Source organism: Deltaproteobacteria bacterium, from assembly GCA_016874755.1.
GTDB lineage: Bacteria > Desulfobacterota > Binatia > UBA9968 > UBA9968 > DP-20.
Map to the genome: position 1 here is coordinate 1 of VGTH01000016.1, position 20,353 is coordinate 20,353.

Annotated in this window: 16 protein-coding genes; 7 read left to right on the forward strand and 9 right to left on the reverse strand. The window is 58.0% G+C overall.

All coding sequences use genetic code 11. From position 1 onward, the window contains the following. Nucleotides 1–78: 78 nt before the first annotated feature. The 8 genes from FJ145_11545 to FJ145_11580 all read right to left on the reverse strand — a co-directional run bounded on the left by FJ145_11545 (nt 79) and on the right by FJ145_11580 (nt 11,093). On the reverse strand, nt 79–411 hold the full coding sequence (locus FJ145_11545) for a hypothetical protein (GenBank protein ID MBM4262047.1): 333 nt from the start codon (nt 409–411) through the stop codon (nt 79–81). A gap of 6 nt (nt 412–417) precedes the next feature. After that, on the reverse strand, nt 418–1,851 hold the full coding sequence (glgA, locus tag FJ145_11550) for a glycogen synthase GlgA (GenBank protein MBM4262048.1): 1,434 nt from the start codon (nt 1,849–1,851) through the stop codon (nt 418–420). A 77-nt stretch (nt 1,852–1,928) separates the two neighbouring features. Further along, nucleotides 1,929–3,833 (reverse strand): 1,4-alpha-glucan branching protein GlgB, encoded by a 1,905-nt coding sequence (gene glgB / locus FJ145_11555; GenBank protein ID MBM4262049.1) that lies wholly within the window; start codon nt 3,831–3,833, stop codon nt 1,929–1,931. Between the two features lie 82 nt (nt 3,834–3,915). After that, entirely contained in the window at nt 3,916–6,027 is a 2,112-nt protein-coding gene (gene malQ, locus FJ145_11560; protein MBM4262050.1) for a 4-alpha-glucanotransferase, read from the reverse strand. A 245-nt stretch (nt 6,028–6,272) separates the two neighbouring features. Next, a complete protein-coding gene (gene selD / locus FJ145_11565; GenBank protein ID MBM4262051.1) occupies nt 6,273–7,241 on the reverse strand; it encodes a selenide, water dikinase SelD in 969 nt (322 codons plus the stop codon). A gap of 120 nt (nt 7,242–7,361) precedes the next feature. Then, nucleotides 7,362–9,287 (reverse strand): selenocysteine-specific translation elongation factor, encoded by a 1,926-nt coding sequence (gene selB / locus FJ145_11570; protein MBM4262052.1) that lies wholly within the window; start codon nt 9,285–9,287, stop codon nt 7,362–7,364. Nucleotides 9,288–9,328: 41 nt separating this feature from the next. Continuing rightward, entirely contained in the window at nt 9,329–10,708 is a 1,380-nt protein-coding gene (gene selA / locus FJ145_11575) for an L-seryl-tRNA(Sec) selenium transferase (GenBank protein ID MBM4262053.1), read from the reverse strand. Between the two features lie 145 nt (nt 10,709–10,853). After that, nucleotides 10,854–11,093, reverse strand: a complete 240-nt coding sequence (locus FJ145_11580; protein ID MBM4262054.1) for a DUF433 domain-containing protein — start codon at nt 11,091–11,093, stop codon at nt 10,854–10,856. 508 nt (nt 11,094–11,601) lie between these two features. Here FJ145_11580 and FJ145_11585 point away from each other — a divergent pair. The 7 genes from FJ145_11585 (at nt 11,602) to FJ145_11615 (ending at nt 18,951) form a co-directional block, all read left to right on the forward strand. Further along, on the forward strand, nt 11,602–13,023 hold the full coding sequence (locus FJ145_11585) for a UbiD family decarboxylase (GenBank protein MBM4262055.1): 1,422 nt from the start codon (nt 11,602–11,604) through the stop codon (nt 13,021–13,023). An 80-nt stretch (nt 13,024–13,103) separates the two neighbouring features. After that, a complete protein-coding gene (locus FJ145_11590) occupies nt 13,104–14,015 on the forward strand; it encodes an ABC transporter substrate-binding protein (protein ID MBM4262056.1) in 912 nt (303 codons plus the stop codon). Between the two features lie 83 nt (nt 14,016–14,098). After that, nucleotides 14,099–14,863 (forward strand): hypothetical protein, encoded by a 765-nt coding sequence (locus tag FJ145_11595; GenBank protein MBM4262057.1) that lies wholly within the window; start codon nt 14,099–14,101, stop codon nt 14,861–14,863. A gap of 101 nt (nt 14,864–14,964) precedes the next feature. After that, entirely contained in the window at nt 14,965–16,398 is a 1,434-nt protein-coding gene (locus FJ145_11600; protein ID MBM4262058.1) for a UbiD family decarboxylase, read from the forward strand. 22 nt (nt 16,399–16,420) lie between these two features. Continuing rightward, nucleotides 16,421–17,419, forward strand: a complete 999-nt coding sequence (locus FJ145_11605; GenBank protein MBM4262059.1) for an ABC transporter substrate-binding protein — start codon at nt 16,421–16,423, stop codon at nt 17,417–17,419. Nucleotides 17,420–17,438: 19 nt separating this feature from the next. After that, on the forward strand, nt 17,439–18,446 hold the full coding sequence (locus FJ145_11610; protein ID MBM4262060.1) for an ABC transporter substrate-binding protein: 1,008 nt from the start codon (nt 17,439–17,441) through the stop codon (nt 18,444–18,446). 154 nt (nt 18,447–18,600) lie between these two features. Continuing rightward, a complete protein-coding gene (locus FJ145_11615; protein MBM4262061.1) occupies nt 18,601–18,951 on the forward strand; it encodes an antibiotic biosynthesis monooxygenase in 351 nt (116 codons plus the stop codon). 173 nt (nt 18,952–19,124) lie between these two features. Here FJ145_11615 and FJ145_11620 read toward each other — a convergent pair whose 3' ends face one another. Then, nucleotides 19,125–20,141, reverse strand: coding sequence for a TIGR03617 family F420-dependent LLM class oxidoreductase (locus FJ145_11620; protein MBM4262062.1), 1,017 nt, complete (start codon nt 20,139–20,141; stop codon nt 19,125–19,127). Nucleotides 20,142–20,353 lie beyond the last annotated feature (212 nt).

Below are 20,353 nucleotides of genomic sequence, written 5' to 3' on the forward strand. Positions count from 1 at the left end.
CACAGCTTGTCGGAAAAGTAGCGCGCGGGACGAAGTATGACAATGGCAAAGAGATGAGGGTCGCCGCCTAGTATCTTTTTACACACCTATTGACAACGGCTCCGAATCGGCGGTGCCCTGGTACCAGTCCTCGCCCATGCGCATCTGCGCCGGCACCGCAGTGATAAAGTGCTCGCCCAAGAAATCGCTGGTGCGCCAGCCGCGCTCGACATGTTCGAGCAGCGACTGTGCCTTGAACTGCGTCATCACATAGATCGATAATATTCCGGAGTTGACGAAGTTCGACAAAACAAAATCGATGATGCGGTAGCGCCCACCGAAGGGCACGGCCGGCTTGGCGCGGTGCTCGGTTAACGGAAATAGCCGCTCGCCGCGACCGCCGGCGAGGATAATGCCAAGGACAGGAATCATTCGTAGTTAGCGAACGAGATCCTGGTACAGGCTGCTGTAGAGGGCTGCGGAGCGATCCCAAGAATTGTCGATTTTCATGGCGCGCCGCATCAAGGCCGTCCAGGCTCGTGTGTCGCCAAATAAATGCAAAGCGCGTTCCACCGTGTTGTAGAGCGCGTCGGCTTCGTAGGGCAGAAAGGAAAACCCGGTGCCGCTAAGGTTTTTTTCATCGAAGTTTGCCACGGAATCGTTGAGCCCACCCACCGCGCGCACGATCGGAATCGTGCCGTAGCGCAGGCTGAACATCTGATTCAGCCCGCAGGGCTCATAGAGCGAGGGCATCAGAAAAATATCCGCGCCGGCTTCGATACGATGCGCCAATTTTTCGTCAAACCCGATACGGATCGCGACCTTATCCGGATAGAGTTTGGCCGCAAGGCCGAAAAATTTGACGAAGCGAGCTTCGCCGGTGCCCAGCAAAACAAACTGCACGGGCCAATTCATCAGCTTGGGCCAGATCGCCTCAACCAGATCAAAGCCCTTTTGCGCGGTGAGCCGCGACACCACCCCGATCAAAGGCACTTCGGCCCGTTCCGGCAAGCCGTAGAGCTGTTGTAATTCCTGCTTGCAACGTGCCTTGCCCGCCAATTCGTTGACATCGTAACGGGCCGCTATGACAGGGTCGTTCTGCGGGTTCCATTCGTCGTAGTCGATGCCGTTCATGATGCCGACCACGTCAGCGGCACGCTCGCGCAGCACGCCGTCCAAGCCGAACCCTTGCTCGGGCGTCATGATTTCTCGCCCATAGGTAGGACTGACCGTGGTGATCTTGTGACTGGAAACCAGCGCGCTCTTGAGAAAGTTGATCTTGCCGTGGAACTCTAGGTGCTTCGGGTTGAACCAGCTCCGGTCGCAATCGAGCAGCGGCCAGAGCGAACCATTGAACAGTCCTTGAAATCCGAGATTGTGCACGGTGAAGACGGTCTTAACCTGCACCAGCTCCGGATAGCGCTCGGGCTGAGCGCACAGAAAAAATATAGCCAGCGCGGTTTGCCAGTCATGCGCGTGCAGGATGTCAGGCGGATTGTGACGCGCGATCTCGAGTGCCGCGCGGCAGAAAAAGACGAAGCGTTCAGCGTTGTCGGGATAGTCCCCTGCCGGCGTGCCATAGAGAAACTCGCGGTCGAAGTAGCGGTCGGCGCGGACAAAATGCACCGGCAGGTTTTTGCCTATGGTGGCCTTGTGCACGGAAAACTCTTGCGCCACCCCGCCCAGCGAAGCCGCAGCCGAAGCGCCTTCGAGAGCGTGACTGCCGGCCAACGCTGGGCGATACGCTGGCATGATCAAACTCACCTGATGACCCAGGCGCTCCAGGGCAACCGGCAACGTGCCAATCACGTCGGCCAGCCCGCCGGTCTTGGCGAAGGGCGAGGCTTCAGAGGCGAGGAAAGCGATGCGCATCGACTGGTTTCTGGTTTCGAGTTTTGGGTTCCGCGTTTCCGGTTGTCGCTCGCTGGAGTGGACCTGACCCGGTTAAATCATGACTGGTGTGTGAAAAACAATATCGCCAGAGGCGGCAGGGAAAGCTTTAGGGAATGAGAGCGGCCGTGATGCGGCACCGGCGCGGCTTCGACACCGCCGCCGTTGCCAACGTTGCTACCACCGTAGCAGGCGGCATCGCTGTTTAACGCTTCGCGCCAGTAGCCGCCGCGCGGCGCGCCGACGCGGTAATTGGTCCGCAGGACGGGAGTAAAGTTGCAAACCGCGAGCACGATGCCTTCGGTCGATCGCCCTTTGCGTATCAAGCTGACCACGCTGCCGTCGGCGTCGCCGCAGTCGATCCATTCGAAACCGGCGGGGTCGCAATCGAGCTCGTGCAGCGCCGTTGCAGTTTTATAAAACCGATTGAGATCGCCGACCCAACGCTGCATGCCGGCATGCATGGGAAAATCGAGCAGCTGCCACTCCAAGCTGCCGTCATGGCTCCACTCGCTCCACTGGCCGAGCTCGCCGCCCATGAAGAGCATTTTCTTGGCCGGCTGCGCGTACATATAGCCGTAGAGCAGTCTTAAATTGGCAAACTTTTGCCAGTCATCGCCTGGCATTTTGCCGATAAGCGAGCCTTTGCCGTAGACCACTTCATCGTGCGACAGCGGCAGCACAAAATTTTCATGAAACGCATAGAGCATGCGAAAGGTCAGCTTGTCGTGATGGTAGCGCCGATGGACCGGGTCTTTGCTCATGTATTGCAAGGTGTCGTGCATCCAACCCATGTCCCACTTGAGGCCGAAACCCAGGCCGCCCAAATGCGCCGGCCGCGACACCATCGGCCAAGAGGTCGATTCTTCAGCGATGGTCTGCACGTCGGGATGGGAGCGATAGACCTCACGGTTCATGCGCCGCAGGAACTCGATGGCGCCAAGGTTTTCCTTGCCGCCAAAGCGGTTAGGAACCCACTCGCCGACTTTACGCGCGTAGTCGAGATAGAGCATCGACGCCACCGCGTCGACGCGCAGCGCGTCGGCATGATAGCGGTCGAGCCAAAAAAACGCGTTGCTGATGAGAAAGCTCTGCACCTCTTTGCGGCCGTAGTTGAAAATGTAGCTATTCCATTCGGGATGGTAGCCCTGGCGCGGATCGGCATGCTCGTAGAGATGAGTGCCGTCGAAAAAGCCCAGGCCATGCTCGTCGCTCGGGAAATGCGACGGCACCCAGTCGAGGATCACCCCGATGCCCGCTTGGTGCAAGGTGTCGATCAAGTACATCAAATCCTGCGGCGTGCCAAAGTTTCCCGAGGGCGCGAAGTAGCCGGTAATTTGATACCCCCAGGAGCCAAAAAACGGATGATCCATCACGGGTAAGAACTCGACGTGGGTGAAATCCAGTTTCTGCAAGTACTCAGCGAGCTGCGGCGCCAATTCGCGGTACGACAGCGAGTGGCCATTGGCGGCGCGCCTCCAGGAGCCTAGATGCATCTCATAGATCGCCATCGGTTTGTCCAGGCCATTTTTCTGCCGCCGGCCCGCCATCCATGAATGGTCGTTCCAGTCGTAGTCCAAGTCCCAAACGATGGAGGCGTTCTTGGGCGGAATCTCATTAAAGAAAGAAAACGGATCGGCCTTGTCGGCGCGGTAGCCGTGAAAACGCGAGGCGACGTGAAATTTGTAAAGCGTGCCGCGACCGATGTTGGGGAGAAAGCCTTCCCAAATGCCCGACTGCGCGCGCGGCCGTAGCCGATGGTTGGCGCCGTCCCAGCCGTTGAAGTCACCGACGACCGAAACCCGCTCTGCGTCCGGCGCCCACACGGCGAAATAAGTTCCACGCTGGCCATCGCGCTCGACCCCATGCGCGCCCAACTTGTCGGCCAAACGAAAGTGACTGCCTTCGTTGAAGAGAAAAAGATCGTCGTCGGTTAGCAGAGTGATTGTCTGTGGCCCATCCATCAATTTGCTAGCGTCCTTTCGAGTTTGCCGCCGTGATTCGTGTTCGTGGCTCGTGCTCGGAGTTGGGGGCGGCGCGCACGAGTCACGAGCACCAGCCACGATTGCCGGCCACCGCCGCCAAAATGTCCGCCACGGCGCGATTTTCCCGCAGGCTCGCCAACGTATGCCGCGCTTTGCGGCGCCAATTGGGCCGCTCATTCCAAGTGCCGGGCACGTTCTGCGGCAGCGCCTCGAGCCACAAATCTTCCAGGTTGATCAGCAACAGATCGGCGCGACTAGCGGCCATGAAACAAAGCCACGCTTTCAATACCGCCAGTGGATCGTCCGTGTCCGGCGCCAGCAAGTTCCGCCCACGCAAAAAGTCGCTGAGCGCCCGGCGCTGCGCTCCGCGATAGTCATGATCGTGAGTCGCCTGCGCCGCATCGAGCAGGCCGAGCTCGACGCGATCTTGAATTTCGCTGCCATGCCAGAAGCCGGCAAAGGTCGCCGTGTCGTGGGTGTTGACGCTAGCCACGTTGCCCGGCGCGATGGGCTGCAGCGCCGGACCGCCGCCGGCGTCGACGCCAAACTGGCCAACGGGCATGCCGAAGATCCGATGGCGCGCCAGCGCCTCGTTGGTATAGAACGGCACGGTGCCAAGATTTTCGCCGACGATCTGCGCCCGGTGGCGGTGCGACTCCAAGCAGAGGATCGCGTAGAGCTCCGCGGCTTTGCCATGCACGTAAATACCTTCCGTGGCGGCTGCGCCCTGCGGAATCCAATACATGCGGTGCAAGCCCATCACATGATCGATGCGCAAAAAATCGGCGGGTTGCAAATGATGGCGCAAACAGTCGACGAGATAACGATAGCCCTGGAGCCGGATCGCTTCTGGATGCAGCGGCGGGAACCCCCAGTTCTGCCCACCGACGAAGAGTCCGTCCGGCGGCGCACCGGCGCTGGCGCCGAGGACGAACAAGTCCTGATTGCGCCAGACATCGTAGCCGTCACGATTGACGCCGAGAGGAAAGTCGAGGTAAAGACTGACGCCGCGCTCGCGCGCGGTCGCGCCGACGCCGAGCATTTGCTCGGTTGCCAGCCATTGCACGAAGAGGTGATAGTTGCGCGCGCTCTCCTCGACGTCGGCGAGGCCCAACACACCGGTGCGGGCTGGCCCCGGCCAATGCTGCCAAGTTTCGTGATCGCGCTCGACCCTGGCGCGAAACCCCGCGTAGTCCTGCAAGTTCGGATGGGCCGCGACATAGTTCTCGTATGAGCTCCGGCGCACGCCGGCCGTGCTGAGCAGGGCCGCAAGCAACTCCTCCAGCACGCTGCGCTTGAGCGCCATCAGGCGGCGATAATCGATCAACGGCGCCGCGCGCAGACTCCGTAACGCGTCGCGAAAACTGGCCGAATCCAACAAAGCTCGGGCTGCGGCACAATCGGCAACGCCGGGAATACGTTCCACGTCGATGTAAAACTCGTTCCAAAACAGCCGGCTCACCGGCGCATAGGGACTTGGATCGAAAGGCTCGTCCAGAAACGCCGGCAATAGCGGCAACGTGCCCACGACTGCGACGCGGTTTTGAGACGCGAAGAGCGTGAACGCTGCCAAGCTGGAGAAATCGCCGGCGCCCCAAGAGCGCTCTTCGGTCAATGCATAGGCGGGACAAAACAAACCGATGGGCCGGCCTAGCCGCGCAGAGGCGTTGTAGCTGTGCCGCGGCGCGCAGACGAGATCCGATGCAAGAGCCCGCGCACCGGTGAATAGGCGAAGCTTGTGATAACCGTAGGGCACCGCCGCGCTGACCGCGAGATGGCGCGCGACATATTCCCGGCCTTCGATGTGACGTCGCGGTGAGATCGGCCAATCGTTCTGGCATGGACCCTCGATAGCGCTGCCGTCTTCCAATTCGAGCCGGTACCGAACCGGAGTTTCAGCCAGCGTAGCCGGCAGGCGCAAATTCACTTGTACCGGCGCGCCGTCCCAAGAGAGCGTCACCGGCTCAACACCGCGCTCCCAGAGACATTGGCGACGTTGACGCAACGCACTCGAGACGTCGTCAAGATGCTCCACTGACGCACCCAGCATTCGGAGAACGCACAGGACGGTCTCCACGGTGGGATGCACCGGGCGCGCGAAACCATCGCGATGCAGCGTCTGGACACCGTAGCTGCGTGCAAGACGATGAAGAAGTGTCAGTTCGTTGGGCATCTTATCGGACGGTCACTGCTTCGATGCAAGGCCTTGCGTCAAAGTTTTGGCGCCCGCCTTTTGCGGCAAAGACAAGTGTGGATGAATTCTAAACCGTTTCGCTGGTCACGTGTAGCACGAAAAGAAAATTTATCGGCGAGAGCGTGTCTGCGGTAGGGTGCGCCGTGCGCACCATCCGGAATCCGAATGGTGCGCGCGACGCACTCAACGTCAACATGAATTTGTCCCTTGGAACGGCGCGCCCGTTAGACCAAGCGCACCCAGGGTTTCTGCAGCGACGTGGCGTAGCCGATCTCCACCGCCTCTGTGACGCCGGCCGCGTGGAGGTCAGAGATCAACTCGGCAACCTGGCGTTTGGCGATGGCGATCATTAAGCCGCCCGAGGTCTGCGGGTCGAGCGCAATCTCGAGGAGACCTTCGGATACCGATTTATCGACCGACATCTTGTCGCCGAGATAATCTCTGGTGCGTTTACAGCCACCGGTGATGTAGCCCTTCTCGGCTAGGCGCACCGCGTCGGGCAGCAACGGCAATTTTGCCGATTCGAAGACCAGCGTCACGCCACTGCCGTGCGCCATGCCCATGCCATGGCCCATGACGCCGAAACCGGTAATGTCGGAGCAGGCATGCACCGGATACTTGCGGGCGATTTTCGATGCCACGGCATTCAAGGTCGTCATCGATTTCACCGCGGCATCGACGCTTTCTTGCGAAGCCTTGCCGCGTTTGAGCGCCGTTGTGATAATGCCGGTGCCAAGCGGCTTGGTGAGCACCAGCGCGTCGCCCTCCTGCACGCCGACGTTGCGGAAAATCTTGTCGGGATGAATCGTGCCGGTCACCGCCATGCCGAATTTGATCTCTTCGTCGATGATGCTGTGGCCGCCGATGACCACCGCGCCGCTTTCTTTGACCTTATCGGCGCCGCCCTTGAGAATTTCGCCGAGGATGTCGATGTCCATCTTGTCCTTGGGAAAGCAGACGATGTTCATGCAGGTCTTGGGTTCGCCGCCCATGGCGTAAACATCACTCAGGGCGTTGGTCGCAGAAATTTGCCCAAAGACATACGGATCGTCGACGATGGGCGTGAAAAAATCCACCGTGTTGACGATCGCCAAGTCGGCGCTCAGCCGGTACACCCCGGCGTCATCGCCGGTTTCAGTGCCGACGAGCATGTCGGGATTGTCGAATTTCGGTAGCTCGTGCAACACTTGCACGAGGTCGGCCGGGCCGAGCTTAGCCGCTCAACCCGCGGCTTTAACCGATTGCGTTAACCGTACGGTTTTTCTCTTTCCAAGCAGCATAGCCTGGTACTCTAGTGGGAACTCTGCGACTTTTCAATGCGTGCTGGGTTTGGCGGCGGGGGCTTTCAGTTTGCGCACATCGCCGATGCGAATCGTCAGCCCATCGCGATCAAAAAACTCCAGCAGGGGAATCGTATATTTGCGACTCGAATTGATCAGGTCGCGGAATGACGCCGCGCTGATCTCGCCTTTTTGTGTCAAGTAATTCTTTAAAGTGGCGCGCAGCTGCTCGATGCTCGAAGCGGAAAAATACATGTCGCTGCTGACGCGCACGATCGAGCCGTCCCGCTCGAGTAGCCGCAAAACCTCCATCAAACGATTGCGCGGCACGCCCGCCTGCTTTTCGATCTCCTTCAAATCCGGCGGCGCCAGCGGCTGCTCGCCAAGAATCTTCTTGATCTTGTCCATCAAGGTTTTTTCTTGACCGCCCAGTTGCACTTTGTGGCTAGCCAGCCGCAGCAGGTTTTCTTCCTTGGCAATCGCCTTCTCATTGATCAGCGTGTCGACCACCACGCGGAAAATTTTTGCTGAAAGATCGAATAGCAACTTGCCGCGCAGCTCTTCCATGTCCATGCCGGGCACGAGCGGATGGGTCGCATGAAATTCTTTGAGAGTCTTCTGGAGCTGCTCCTTCAGACGCTCCCATTTGGCCGCCGTCGTAAACGCCTTCTCGCCTTCGGCGTTGATCGCGCGCAGGCTTTTCATCGCCTCGACCTTCTGCCGGGTCTCTTCTTCGCGCAGGTTTAAAAACTGATTGATGGTCTCAACCGACGATGCGAAGGATTCACTCTCGTTCAGAAAAGACTCGGTGAGTTGCAAAACATCGCCCTTGTGCAGCGCTGCGAGTCTCGCTGTGAGATCTTCCTCGTTCCGCCGGTGCCGCTGCGCCCAAGGGTTAATCACCGTGCCACCGCCAAGGGTGCGCTGCGCGGTTTCGTCGCGCACGATGAAATGATCGTTGCGCAAGACCAGCAGCGGTTCTTCCAAAGTGATTTGGCAATAGACCGATTCCTTCGGTTCGGCTTTTTCTTTCGCACCGAGCTGCACGATTTTGCCCAAACGCTCGGCGGCGCCCATGTGAATGCGCACGCGCTGATGATTTTTGATGCCCTTGGCCGCTGCCGGGCGCACTTCGAGAAAAGCATCGAAGCGGTCGGACGTCAGCGCGAGCTTCTCGTGACAAATCACTTGGCCGCGCTCAATCGACGCGCGCTCCGGCCCGGTAAGATTCATCGCCACACGCTGGCCCCAGCCGGCTTTCTCCATCGAGTTGTTGTGCACCTGCAGGCTGCGCACGCGAAACAAAGCGTCCCCCGGCAAGCAGCGCACCTGCTCGCCGACTTTGACCTCGCCGCTGAGCGCCGTGCCGGTGACGACGACACCGTGACCTTGCAAGACAAAGGCTCGGTCCACCGGCAAGCGAAAGTAGCCGGAGGGCGCGGCTTTACTGCCGCTCTTTAGAATCTGCAAAATTCGCGATTTCAGCTCGTCGATGCCCAAGCCCGTGACCGATGACACGGCGACCTTCGGCGAATTTTCCAAAGTCGTCCCAAGGGTGAGAATGTCAATTTCCTCTTCCACTTCAGCGATGCGCGCCGGCGGCACGAGATCGGCTTTGGTGATGACGAAGATCGCCATCTTCACGCCGAGCAGATGGACGATGTCAAGATGTTCTTCGGTCTGCGGCATGACGCCGTCATCGGCGGCAACGGTGAAAAGAACCAGGTCGATGCCGTGGGCGCCGGCCAGCATGTTTTTGATAAAGCGCTCGTGGCCCGGGACATCGACGATGCCGGCCGAGATGCCATCCGGCAGATCGAGATGGGCGAAGCCGAGATCGATCGAGATGCCGCGTTCTTTTTCTTCCTTCAACCGATCGGTGTCAGTGCCGGTGAGAACTTTGATCAGGCTGGTCTTGCCGTGGTCGATGTGGCCGGCAGTGCCGATAATGTAGGGCATGGGTCAATTCAAAATTAAAAATCAGAAATTCAAAAACTCGGTCAACTGAATTTTGGCACGAGATTTTTGGGTTCGAAGATAGTTCTCAAATCCAGCAGGAAGCGGTCGTCTTTGATGCGGCCGATGATCGGTGGGTTGGCGCTGCGGAACTTTTTCGCGATCGCGGTGGCGTTGAGTTTGTTATGTTCGATGGTGATCGCCACCGTCGGCAGCTCCTCTGTCGGCAATGCGCCGCTACCGATCTGGGCCGTGGAATTTTCTAAGCTGAGGCGAAATTCGCCGCCCAGGACGGCTTGCAGTTTGGGCAAGACAGCCTCACCCATGGCGCGGATTTCACCCACCGGTCTCGTGAACGCGCGCAGCGTCGGGATGACTTTCGTGATATCCGGCGCTTGGCGGTAGAGCCGCAGCGTCGCTTCGAGCGACGCCAGCGTCAGCTTGCCGCAGCGCAGCGCGCGCTGCAGATGGTTCTTGTTCATTCTTTCGATGAATTGCTTCTTGCCGACCATCAGCCCTGCTTGCGGCCCGCCGAGGATTTTGTCGCCGCTGAACGTGACCACGTCGGCGCCCATTTGAATGCGCTCGGAAACCAGCGGTTCTTTAGGCAGGCCGTGCTTGCTGAGATCGATTAGCGCACCGCTGCCTAAATCTTCCATCACCGGCAGGTTATGCTTCTTGCCGATGGCGACCATCTCTTCGAGTGAAACTTCGGCGGTAAAACCGACAACTTTGTAATTGCTGGTGTGAACTTTCAGTAAGAGCGCGGTCTTCTCGTTGATCGCGTTCTCATAATCCGCCGGATGAGTGCGATTGGTCGCGCCGACTTCTTTGAGAATCGTGCCGCTCTTGGCCATGATTTCGGGGATGCGAAAGGCGCCGCCGATTTCGATCAGCTCGCCGCGCGAGACGATCACTTCCTTTTTGTCGGCAAGCGTGTTTACGCCAAGCAGCACTGCGGCAGCATTGTTGTTGACCACCGTAGCGGCTTCCGCGCCGGTCAGATCGACTAATAAGTTCTGCAACGTCTCTTCGCGCCGCCCCCGTTTACCCGCGGCGAGATCGTACTCTAGATTGACGAAATTCCCGGCAACCGCGGTCATCGCTTCGATAGCAGGCTGAGAAAGCAATGCGCGACCCAAATTGGTGTGCAAGATTGTCCCCGTTGCGTTAATGACCCGGATGTGACCGGGGCGAGAATCAGCCGCAATTATCAGCTCGACACGGTCCAAGACTGCGCCGTCATCGATCGCTGGATTCTTTGCCTGGCGAATCTGCGCACGCAAGTCATCGAGAACGTCCCGACATTTTTGCGTGACGTATTCACGGTTAAACCGTGTCAGCAAAACTTCGCAGCGCGCGTGCTTAAGCAAGCGATCGACGGAGGGAAGCTCGCGCAGGAGATTGGATGCGGGTTCGGGCATGTGGACTCTAGAGTGGTAAGAAAAAGACCTGGGTTAACGTATCCTCGGGCTCAGCTGCTTTAGCGACAAGTTCCAAATCGTCGATACATTGTCGAATCATGCGCTCAGCTGATGCGAGTCGATAACACCATAAAACTCGAGACCTTTAAGTTGCCGTTCCTTGGCCTCGACGAGTAAAGCGAGTCTTCACAGCTTCAACGCGCGCGAGCCGTCGCTCTATCTCATCATCAAGGACCGTCTTATGATCCCAATAATAAGCCAATGCCGAATAGATCTGCCCCATGCTCAGATGCGGATGCTGAAAGTGCAATTCTTCCGGGCTCCAGCCATAGGCTAAGTGATCCAAGACAAGCTCGACAACTTTGATTGAGGTGCCGGCGATCATCGGCACCTGCGAGTCGTTTAGGATGATGTGTTCGTATCTCGTTGCAGCGACCAAGATTGACTCCTCCTTACAGTTTGTCCAAATTCTACGTCTTCCGAGCGTGTCATGCAAAGGCGATCTTTCACTCTTCACTATCAAACGGTTGCCTTTCGCTGCGCTCTCGTTGACCCTCAATCCACTATCGGATAATTCATTTTTGGTTTATTGTCCGGATCGATAGGAGAGAAAGTCATGTCACTCAGCTTCGAAGAAAATGAAATGCTCACCCGCGTTGGCAAAGGCACGCCGGGCGGCGAAATGTTGCGCCGGTACTGGCATCCGATCGGCTTTACCAAGGAATTGAAAAATCGGCCGGTGCGCCGGCCCCTGCGGCGAAGATCTCGTCTTGTTGCGCTGGGTGCCAGGTGAATTTCGCGTCAACTGACGACCGGCGAAGTGAGGGCGGCGACCAGCCGGTCGCCCCTCCATCAATTTGGAATCTGTAATTTGAAATTTGGAATAACCCCGCATGGCATTTTCCGACCTAAGAACTTTCATCGACGGCGCCGCCAAAATCGGCGAGCTAAAGAAAATCGACGGCGCCCACTGGGACCTTGAAATCGGTTGCCTAACCGAGTTGATGGCCGAACAGGACGGCCCGCTGTTACTCTTCGATAATATCTCCGGTTATCCCAAAGGCTTTCGCATCGCCACCAACGTGCTCGCCTCGGCGCGCCGCTTCGCGCTTGCTCTGGGTTTGCCGCACGACGCGCCGAAGATCGAGATCCTGAGAACCTGGCGCAACAAGATTCGCGACTTGAAAGGCTTCGCGCCCGTGGAAGTTTCCACCGGTCCGCTGACGGAAAATATTCTCGAAGGCGAGCGCGTCGACCTGGAAATTTTCCCGACGCCCAAGTGGCACGAGCACGACGGCGGCCGCTACATCGGCACCGGCGACATGGTGGTGATCAAAGATCCCGACAGCGGCTGGGTCAACGTCGGAACTTATCGCTCGTGCATCGTCGGCAAAGATCGCGTCACGCTGTGGATCATCGAGCAAAAGCACGGCAAGCAGATCGCGCGCAAATACTGGCAGAAAAAACAACCCTGCCCCATGGCCATCGTCTTCGGCTGCGAGCCGGCGACCTGGATGGCCGCGCCGTCTGCTGCCAAAGCCGGCGTCAGCGAGTACGAATACGCCGGCGCTCTGCGCGGCGTGCCGCTGGAACTGTTCAAGCTGCCGCTCACCGGCCTGCCGGTGCCGGCGACCTCCGAGATTGTCGTCGAAGGCGAGATGCCGCCGCCGGAAGAAGAGACGCACAAAGAAGGCCCCTTCGGCGAATGGCCGGGCTACTACACCCATAGCGGCGAAGAGTGCGTCGTGCGCGTGAAAAGAATTTATCACCGCAACGATCCCATTTTACTTGGCAACCCGCCGCTGTTGCCGATCACCGAGCGCTACGGCATCCCGCTCTTCGCCGCGCGCATCTGGGACCATCTCGAACAATCCGGCGTCACCGACGTCCAAGGCGTCTGGTGCCATTGCCATACGCTAATGGTCGTCGTCTCAATCAAGCAGCGCTTCGGTGGCCAGGCGATGCAAGCGCTGACGGCGATCGCCGGCATGTTCACCGGCGCCAGCATGTATCGCTATTACGTCGCCGTCGACGACGACATCGACCCGGTGGATTTGAAACAGGTCATCTGGGCCATGTGCACCCGCGTCGACCCCAGTGAATCGGTAACAGTGTTAAAATCGTGGACCTCTGACTTGGACCCGCGCCTGCCGCCGGAAAAGCGCGAGCGCGGCGACTTCACCATGGGCCGCATGCTAATCGACGCCTGCAAACCGTTTCACTGGCGCGAAAAATACGCACTCGCCAACAAGTTCAGCAGCGAAAAGCGCGAGGAGATCTGGGAGAAGTGGGCGGCAAAGCTAGGGTTGAAGTAAGATCCGACCGATCAACGCCACACGCCGGTTGACGCGCGCCGCGGCAACCACTATGGTCAGCCGAAAAAGGAGATGCTCCCATGGACAAAGTCAATTTCCCCTATCGCTCGGACACTCACCTACCGTTTTTACACGTCGTCCACCATTCAGGCTCCTGGGCCAAGCATGGCCTGGAAGTGAACTACGATTGTGAAATCACCTCGGACGACTCGCACAAGAACGTCGCCAACGGCACCATCGAATTCGTCGGCGGCAATCATCTCTCTCCTTACATCCGCCGGCCTGCGGGCGACAAGTGGGTGTACCTCGGCCAGACGGTTAGCATGTTGAACCACCGATTAGTCGTGCGCGCCGACTCGGGCATTAACAAGATTTCCGATCTCAAAGGCAAGACCGTCGCAACCAAAGGCAAACACCCGGGGTTGAACACCTGGTTGTTCATCAAACAAGCAGGCTTGCTCCAAGACTGCCACGTTGAAAAAGCCAAGGGCAGCGCCTTTCATTGGGAAGAAGTGCGCGACGGCAAAGCCGATGCTGCATTCGTAACGCCGCCGGCCGATATTCTCTCCAAGCGCGCCGGCTTGAAAGTCATCGATGTGCCGTTCCTGCCGATGGTGTGGTTCACAACGGTTTCCAGCGGCGCTGGCTTCGTCGAGAAACGTCCCGACATCGTCGACAAGATGCTGCGCGGCATCTGCGAAGGCATCGCCTACTTCAAAAACCACCGCGCCGAATCTATCAAGATCATCAAGGACAAGTACAAGGCCGAAGGCGACATGGACGATGAGACGGCCACGCATCTCTACGAAGATCTCGCGAAAATCTTGCAGGCAAAACCCTATGCCACGATCCCGGCGATCTCCAACGTCTACGAGATCGCCATCGAGCAGGATCGCGCCGCAGAAAAATGCGACCCCATGGCGCTGTGGGATTTTCACTATCTGCGCCGCATCGACGATAGCGGGTTTATCGATAATTTGTATCGGACATAAAACCAACGTCTAGCGTCTAGGGTTTAGCGTCTGGCGTTTGCGAGCCCGAACGCTAGACCCTGGACGGCAAACCCCAAACGCCCATGATCGCTCCCCAACTCGGCGTCAGAATGTCTCCAGACGACGCCACGGCTTACATCGCTGCACTGAATAGAAAAGTCCTTCTACGCTGGAAAGAACGCGTCACCGACGGCCCGTTCATGCGGCCGTTTCTTGACGGCAAGCTGCCCATGTCGGCGATCAAACTATTCTTCAAAAACTGGGGTAACTTCACGGTCGAGATCAACACGCTGGTGTCGGTTTCCTATCACAAGCACATTGGATTCTTTAAGCGCCATCCCGATTTGATGGGTCCCCTAGGCGTCAAAATCGCCGACGAGTTCATTCATCCCCAACCACCGGGGCATGTACTGGTCATGCTGCAAACCGCCGAAGCGCTCGGCCTCACGAAAGAAGAGATTTTGCGCACACCGATGCTGCCGGAGTGCCGCGCCATCCTCGACTTCAAGCGCCAGCTCATGTGGGAAGGCACGGTCGCTGAGTGGTGGTTCTCGATGATGACCGAAGAACCGATCGGCTACTGGTCGGCGATGTGGGGTAAAACCTTGACGCAAAGATATGGCTTCACAAAACAGCAAGCGGTTTACTTCAAGACCCACGAAGAAGCCGACTTAAAAGAACATGAAGACGGCGTCATGGGCCACGCCACTTTCAACAAAATGGTCATGCAGCGCATCTTGGAAGACGGCTACGCCGACTGCCGCGAAGGATATAATTTAGAATACTGTGCCCTGGCGGCGGTGGACCTCTATGGCGTAATGCACCGCGCTGCAGCGGAACTTGCATAAGAAAGGCGGAATTATGAAAGCGGAATTATGAAGGACAGACCGAAGCTCGCCGCTAGGGCCCAGCTTCATCCTTCCGCCTTCATCCTTCATACTTTTTCACTATGACCCCATCCAACCACGATCTCCGTGCATTCTTAAACGAAGTCGACAAAATCGGCGAGCTGCGCCGTATCTCTGGCATCCCGTGGGACAAAGACATGGGCGGGCTCGTCGAGATGATTTTGGAGCGCAGCAAAAATCCGCCGGCGATGATCTTCGACAAAGTTCCCGGCTCGCGCCAGGACATGGAGATTCTTTGCAGCCAAATCGATACGCTACCGCGGCTAGCGATCGCCATGGGCACGGACCCGAAACTCAGCCTCACCGATTTCATCCAGGCTTGGCGGCGCAAGATTCGCAACTTCGAGCCGGTGCCGGCGCAGTTCGTCAAAGAGGCGTCGATCTTCGAAAACTGCATCGACAAAAACATCGACCTGGAAGCCTTTCCGATCCCGCGTTGGCACGAAGAGGACGGCGGCCGCTACATCGGCACCGACGATCTGGTCATCACCGAAGATCCCGAAGAACACTGGATCAATGCCGGCACCTACCGCGTCATGTTGCAGGGCAAAGACGCCGTGGCGTTGTATATTTCGCCGGGCAAACACGGCCGCGTGCAGCGGCAAAAGTATTTCGACGCCGGCAAGCCCTGCCCGGTTGTCATGTCCTTCGGCCACCATCCAATTTTGTTTCTCGCCGCCTGCACCGATGTGCCGGTGAAAATGAGCGAGTTCGACTACGCTGGCGGCGTGATCGGCGAGCCGATTCAAATGGTCAAAGGACCGCTCACCGGCTTGCCGATTCCGGCCTACTCGGAAATCGCCATCGAAGGCGAAATGGTTCCCGGCGAAAATTTGCCAGAGGGCCCGTTCGGCGAATGGCCCGGCTACTACGCCAGCGCGACGCGGCCCGAGCCGGTGGTGCGCATCAAGGCGCTGTATCATCGCAACCACCCGATTCTCTGCGGCGAACCGCCGCTGCGACCGTCGGCGGGTCAAGGCTTTCACCGGTCGATCCAACGCTCGGCGTTGATTTGGAATGCGCTCGAAGACGCCGGCGTTCCCGACGTGCATGGCGTGTGGCTGCACCCGGGCGCCTATCGATTTTTTTCGATTTTGAAAATCAAACAGCGCTACCCCGGTCACGCCAAACAGGCGGCATTGATCGCGAGCCAGTGCCGTCCCGGCGCCTATCTGGGTCGCTACGTAGTGGTTGTCGACGACGACATCGATATCTACAACCCCGACGATGTCATCTGGGCCATCGGCACGCGCTCCGAGCCGGAGAACATCGACATTCTGCGCCGCTGTTGGAGCGGCCCCCTCGACCCGGCGATCCCGCGCGAGCGCAAGGGCTTCAACTCGCGCGCGATCATCGACGCGACGCGGCCCTACGAGTGGAAAGACAAGTTTCCGCCGGTAAACGCGGTGAGCGATCAACTGAAGGCGGAGTTGGATAAGAAGTACGCGACGCTATTGAAGGATATGATCCGATAATCGCGTTGCGAGGAGGCACGCAATGAAGCGAAATCTCGCCCTCTTTGCCGGGTTGCTATTGGCAAGCTTACCCTCTCTCGCCCACCCCCAAACCTCACTCTCCAATGTTATCCTCGGCCACAGCGGCAGCACCGGCTCGCTGGGCAATCTGCGCCGCATCATCGAGCGGGAGAAACTGTGGGAAAAGCACGGCCTCAGCGTCAAGAGCGTCTATTTCGGCAGCGGCGGGGTTTTGACCCAGGCGCTCGCCGGCGGCAACATCGCCGGCTCGGAATCCGAAGTGCCGGGCATGTTAAACCTCACGGTGTCCGGCGTCCTCGACGCAAAGCTCCTCACGGTGACGATCAACAAGATCGAGCATGTCTTCGTCGTGCGCAAAAACATCGCGAAGAACGACGATCTCAAAGGCAAGAAACTCGCCGTCAGCCGTTTCGGTTCGGCCTCCGATACCGTCACGCGCCTGGTGCTGAAATCCTGGAAAATCGATCCCGAAAAAGAAGTGATCTTGCTGCAATCCGGCAACACGCCGACGCGCATGTCGGCCCTTGCAGCAGGCCATGTCGACGGCGCGCTGGTGAGCCCGGAGAGCATTCACAAGATCCTAGCATCGGCCTGCTGCCGGATTCTTTTCGATCTCTCCGAGCTGCCGATGGACTATGCCCGCTACGGCTACGTCTTTCCGACCGCATGGATTAAATCGAATCGCGACGTGCTGCGCCGCCTACTCATGGCATACTTGGAAGGCATCGCAATTTTTCGCACCCGTCCCACGGCCGCCTTCGCGGCTCTTGAAGACGACGGCATCAAAGACCCGGCGGTGCAAAAAGATATCTACGAGCGCTCGCTAAAACATGTGCGCGAGTATCCAATACCAGAGCCCAATGGAGTGCAAAACGTACTCGAATCATTGCCCCATCCAAACGCCAAAACCAGCAAACCGGCCCAGCTCATCGACACCAGCGTCTTGGAAGAAATCCGAAAATCTGGTTTCATCGATAAACTCTACGGGCGGCCAAGTTAAATAAGTTGCGAGGAGAAAAATGTTCCGATCGTTCCGAATCAGAGTTCTTGCCGTAGTCGTCACCGCGCTGATTTGCGCCAATGCCCATGCCCAAACCAATCAAGTCGTCATCGGCTACAGCGGCACCGGATTGACCACCGATCTGCGCAAGCTCATCGACCGTGAAAATATTTGGGAGAAGCACAACCTGAGCGTCAAGTCGGTTTATTTCAACAGCGGCTCGCTGATGAGCCAGGCAATGCTCGGCGGCAGCATTACCGCGTCGGACTCCGACGTGCCTGCAGTTATGGTCCTCACGGTCGCCGGCATCATCGACGCCAAGTTGGTCGCCGTCAGCATCAATCGGCTCGAGCATTACTTCGTCGTGCGCAAGAACATTACCAAGGCCGAAGACCTCAAGGGCAAGAAGGTCGCCGTCAGCCGGCTGGGCTCTTCGTCCGACATGGTCACGCGCATGGTGCTCAAGCAATGGAAGATCGATCCGGAAAAAGAGATGACTTTCCTGCAGGCCGGCAACACGCCGACGCGCCTGTCGGCTCTCAGTAGCGGCCACGTCGACGCCGCGCTGATCGGCCCGGATAACGTCCACAAAATTGTCGCCACCGGCTGCTGCCGGGCGATGGCCGATCTGTCTGAATTGCCGCTCGACTATGCGAGATTTGGCCTCGTCGTGCCCACCGCCTCGATCAAAACTCAACGCGATCTGATGCGCCGCTTGCTAATGGCCTTCACCGAAGGCATTTACGTTTTCAAGACCAAACCCAAACTGGCCATGGCGATCATCGAAGAAAACGGCATCAAGGATCAAAATATCGTCAAAGAGCTCTACGACCGCATCTCCAAAAGTCTGCGCGAGTTTCCCGTGCCAGAGGAAAAAGGCGTGCAAGGCGCCCTCGATTCGCTCACCCATCCCAACGCCAAGACCGCTAAACCTGCGAGCCTGATGGACACCAGCTTGATGGATGAGATCCGTAAATCCGGCTTTATCGACAAGCTCTACGGGCGGGCGCCGCGGAACGAGAAATAGTCTTTTCGATTCCGTGAAAACATGAACGGATTCTTACCAACAATTTTCAACTTCTGATCCGTTCGCCCTGAGCTCAGTCGAAGGGCTCCGATGAGTTTTTCAGCAGCCCGAGTGAGAGTTCCCAAATTAGCTCGACTGTCGAGGAGGATCATTCATGTTTATTGTCACCAACCGCATTCCCGTCACCCACGGCCACGAGTCCGACTTTGAAGATCGGTTCCGCAACCGGGCCCATCTCATCGACCAATCGCCCGGATTCGTCAAAAACCTTGTGCTTCGCCCAGTCTCACGCCGCTTTAACCATCAGACCGGACAATGGGAAGAAACCAAGGAGCAAGGCTACTACCTCGTGCAAACTTACTGGGAAAGCGAACAAGACTTTTGGAATTGGACAAAGAGCGAATCGTTCCGCATCGCTCACAGCAACCGTCCGGCGGCGGAAATGTTTGCCGGTCCAAACGTCTTAGAAACTCACGAAGTGATTCTTACAACGGACAAGAAGTGATTCTGCTGAAAAACCTAAGAAGGCTTCGACGGGCTCAGCATGAACGGATCTTTGCTAAACGATTTCAACTCCGATTCCGTTCGTCCTGAGCTTGTCGAGGGACTCCGAAGGGTTTTTAGCAGAATCAGAAGCGAAGAACGAGTTCCCGGCAAAAGTGTTGATCAAGCCACTCTCTAGCCTTTGAACGCCGCCGCACTCGCCCGCCAGCCGGCCTCGTTTTCGCCCGGCACAAGTGGAAAGTAATAGCTCACCCGGTCCAAAAGCCCCGTATATTTTTTCTGCATCAGCACAGGCAGCTCGGCCCAAGCACCCCGCAGCGCAAAGCGCTCTAACATCTCATCCGCAATCAGAGCCGGCATCTCATTCCACTTACCGCTTGCCGCCAGCGCCTTAAGTTGATCCGCAACTTCACCCCACCCTTCCACAGCGAACACCGGCCGGTACGGCGGCGTGCTCGCGTAGAAAGAAATCTGCTGCCGCACGTCGGCTTCGCATTTCACGGCCTGCTGGGGATCGTCAGTGGGAATCACAAAGATGCTGCTGGACAGTTCGATGGATGATCGCGGCCGCTGATTCTTCGCCAAACCGACTTCGATATTCGGCAAAATAATTTCTTGTAAGTAGCGCGTCGTGTGCAGCGGGTGCACGTGAAAGCCTTGGCACAATTCACCGGCCAACTGGCACATGCGCTTGTTGACCCCGGCAATGAAAATCGGAATCTGCGAATAGTCATGCGGCGCCGGACTGAAAAACGGCGTCATCAAAGTCAGCTTGTAAAACTCTCCCTGATAGTTAAGCCGCGCCCGATTCTGCCAACAATCCCACACCGCGCGCAGCGCCAAAATGTAGTCGCGCATTTTCTCTACGGGCCGCTCCCACTTCACCCCAAAGCGCCGCTCGTTGTGCCCTTTCACCTGCGTGCCTAGGCCGAGAATGAAGCGGCCTCTGGAATATGCCGCTAAGTCCCACGCGATCTGCGCGGTAATCGTCGGACTGCGCGGAAACGCGACAGCAATGCTCGTACCGATGCTGAGACTCTTGCTATGTTCTGCCGCGAGCACCAACGGCAAGTACGGCTCATGAGACGTCTCGAACGTCCAAATGCCGTCGAAGCCCAATTCATCGGCAAAGCGCGCCAGGGCGGGCATCTGGCCGAGATCGTGAGCCAGTAAACTCACATCAAACTTCATGGCTGGAATTCGATCACTTCAAACGAATGATGTAGCAACCGATTTCGCCGTCCGGTTTCCGACCCCTTCGTCAACGAAAGCGGGCGAGAACTGGGGTGAGGGCCCCTGCAGGACCGGCGGTCGCCCGACTCCTCACCGAGCCGGAAAATCCAGCGACGCGGCAATTTTTTGATTAGTGCCTCGGCCCCGGCAGCGGCACGATGCGGCGACCT

What these genes read in the sequence shown, in the direction of transcription:
- FJ145_11590 (MBM4262056.1), top strand. Translation starts at nt 13,104, where the DNA reads ATGGACAAAGTCAATTTCCCCTATCGCTCGGACACTCACCTACCGTTT.
- FJ145_11580 (MBM4262054.1), bottom strand. Translation starts at nt 11,093, where the DNA reads ATGATCGCCGGCACCTCAATCAAAGTTGTCGAGCTTGTCTTGGATCAC.
- glgA (MBM4262048.1), bottom strand. Translation starts at nt 1,851, where the DNA reads ATGCGCATCGCTTTCCTCGCCTCTGAAGCCTCGCCCTTCGCCAAGACC.
- FJ145_11620 (MBM4262062.1), bottom strand. Translation starts at nt 20,141, where the DNA reads ATGAAGTTTGATGTGAGTTTACTGGCTCACGATCTCGGCCAGATGCCC.
- FJ145_11545 (MBM4262047.1), bottom strand. Translation starts at nt 411, where the DNA reads ATGATTCCTGTCCTTGGCATTATCCTCGCCGGCGGTCGCGGCGAGCGG.
- FJ145_11585 (MBM4262055.1), top strand. Translation starts at nt 11,602, where the DNA reads ATGGCATTTTCCGACCTAAGAACTTTCATCGACGGCGCCGCCAAAATC.
- FJ145_11600 (MBM4262058.1), top strand. Translation starts at nt 14,965, where the DNA reads ATGACCCCATCCAACCACGATCTCCGTGCATTCTTAAACGAAGTCGAC.
- FJ145_11595 (MBM4262057.1), top strand. Translation starts at nt 14,099, where the DNA reads ATGATCGCTCCCCAACTCGGCGTCAGAATGTCTCCAGACGACGCCACG.
- FJ145_11605 (MBM4262059.1), top strand. Translation starts at nt 16,421, where the DNA reads ATGAAGCGAAATCTCGCCCTCTTTGCCGGGTTGCTATTGGCAAGCTTA.
- malQ (MBM4262050.1), bottom strand. Translation starts at nt 6,027, where the DNA reads ATGCCCAACGAACTGACACTTCTTCATCGTCTTGCACGCAGCTACGGT.
- selA (MBM4262053.1), bottom strand. Translation starts at nt 10,708, where the DNA reads ATGCCCGAACCCGCATCCAATCTCCTGCGCGAGCTTCCCTCCGTCGAT.
- FJ145_11610 (MBM4262060.1), top strand. Translation starts at nt 17,439, where the DNA reads ATGTTCCGATCGTTCCGAATCAGAGTTCTTGCCGTAGTCGTCACCGCG.
- glgB (MBM4262049.1), bottom strand. Translation starts at nt 3,833, where the DNA reads ATGGATGGGCCACAGACAATCACTCTGCTAACCGACGACGATCTTTTT.
- selB (MBM4262052.1), bottom strand. Translation starts at nt 9,287, where the DNA reads ATGCCCTACATTATCGGCACTGCCGGCCACATCGACCACGGCAAGACC.
- FJ145_11615 (MBM4262061.1), top strand. Translation starts at nt 18,601, where the DNA reads ATGTTTATTGTCACCAACCGCATTCCCGTCACCCACGGCCACGAGTCC.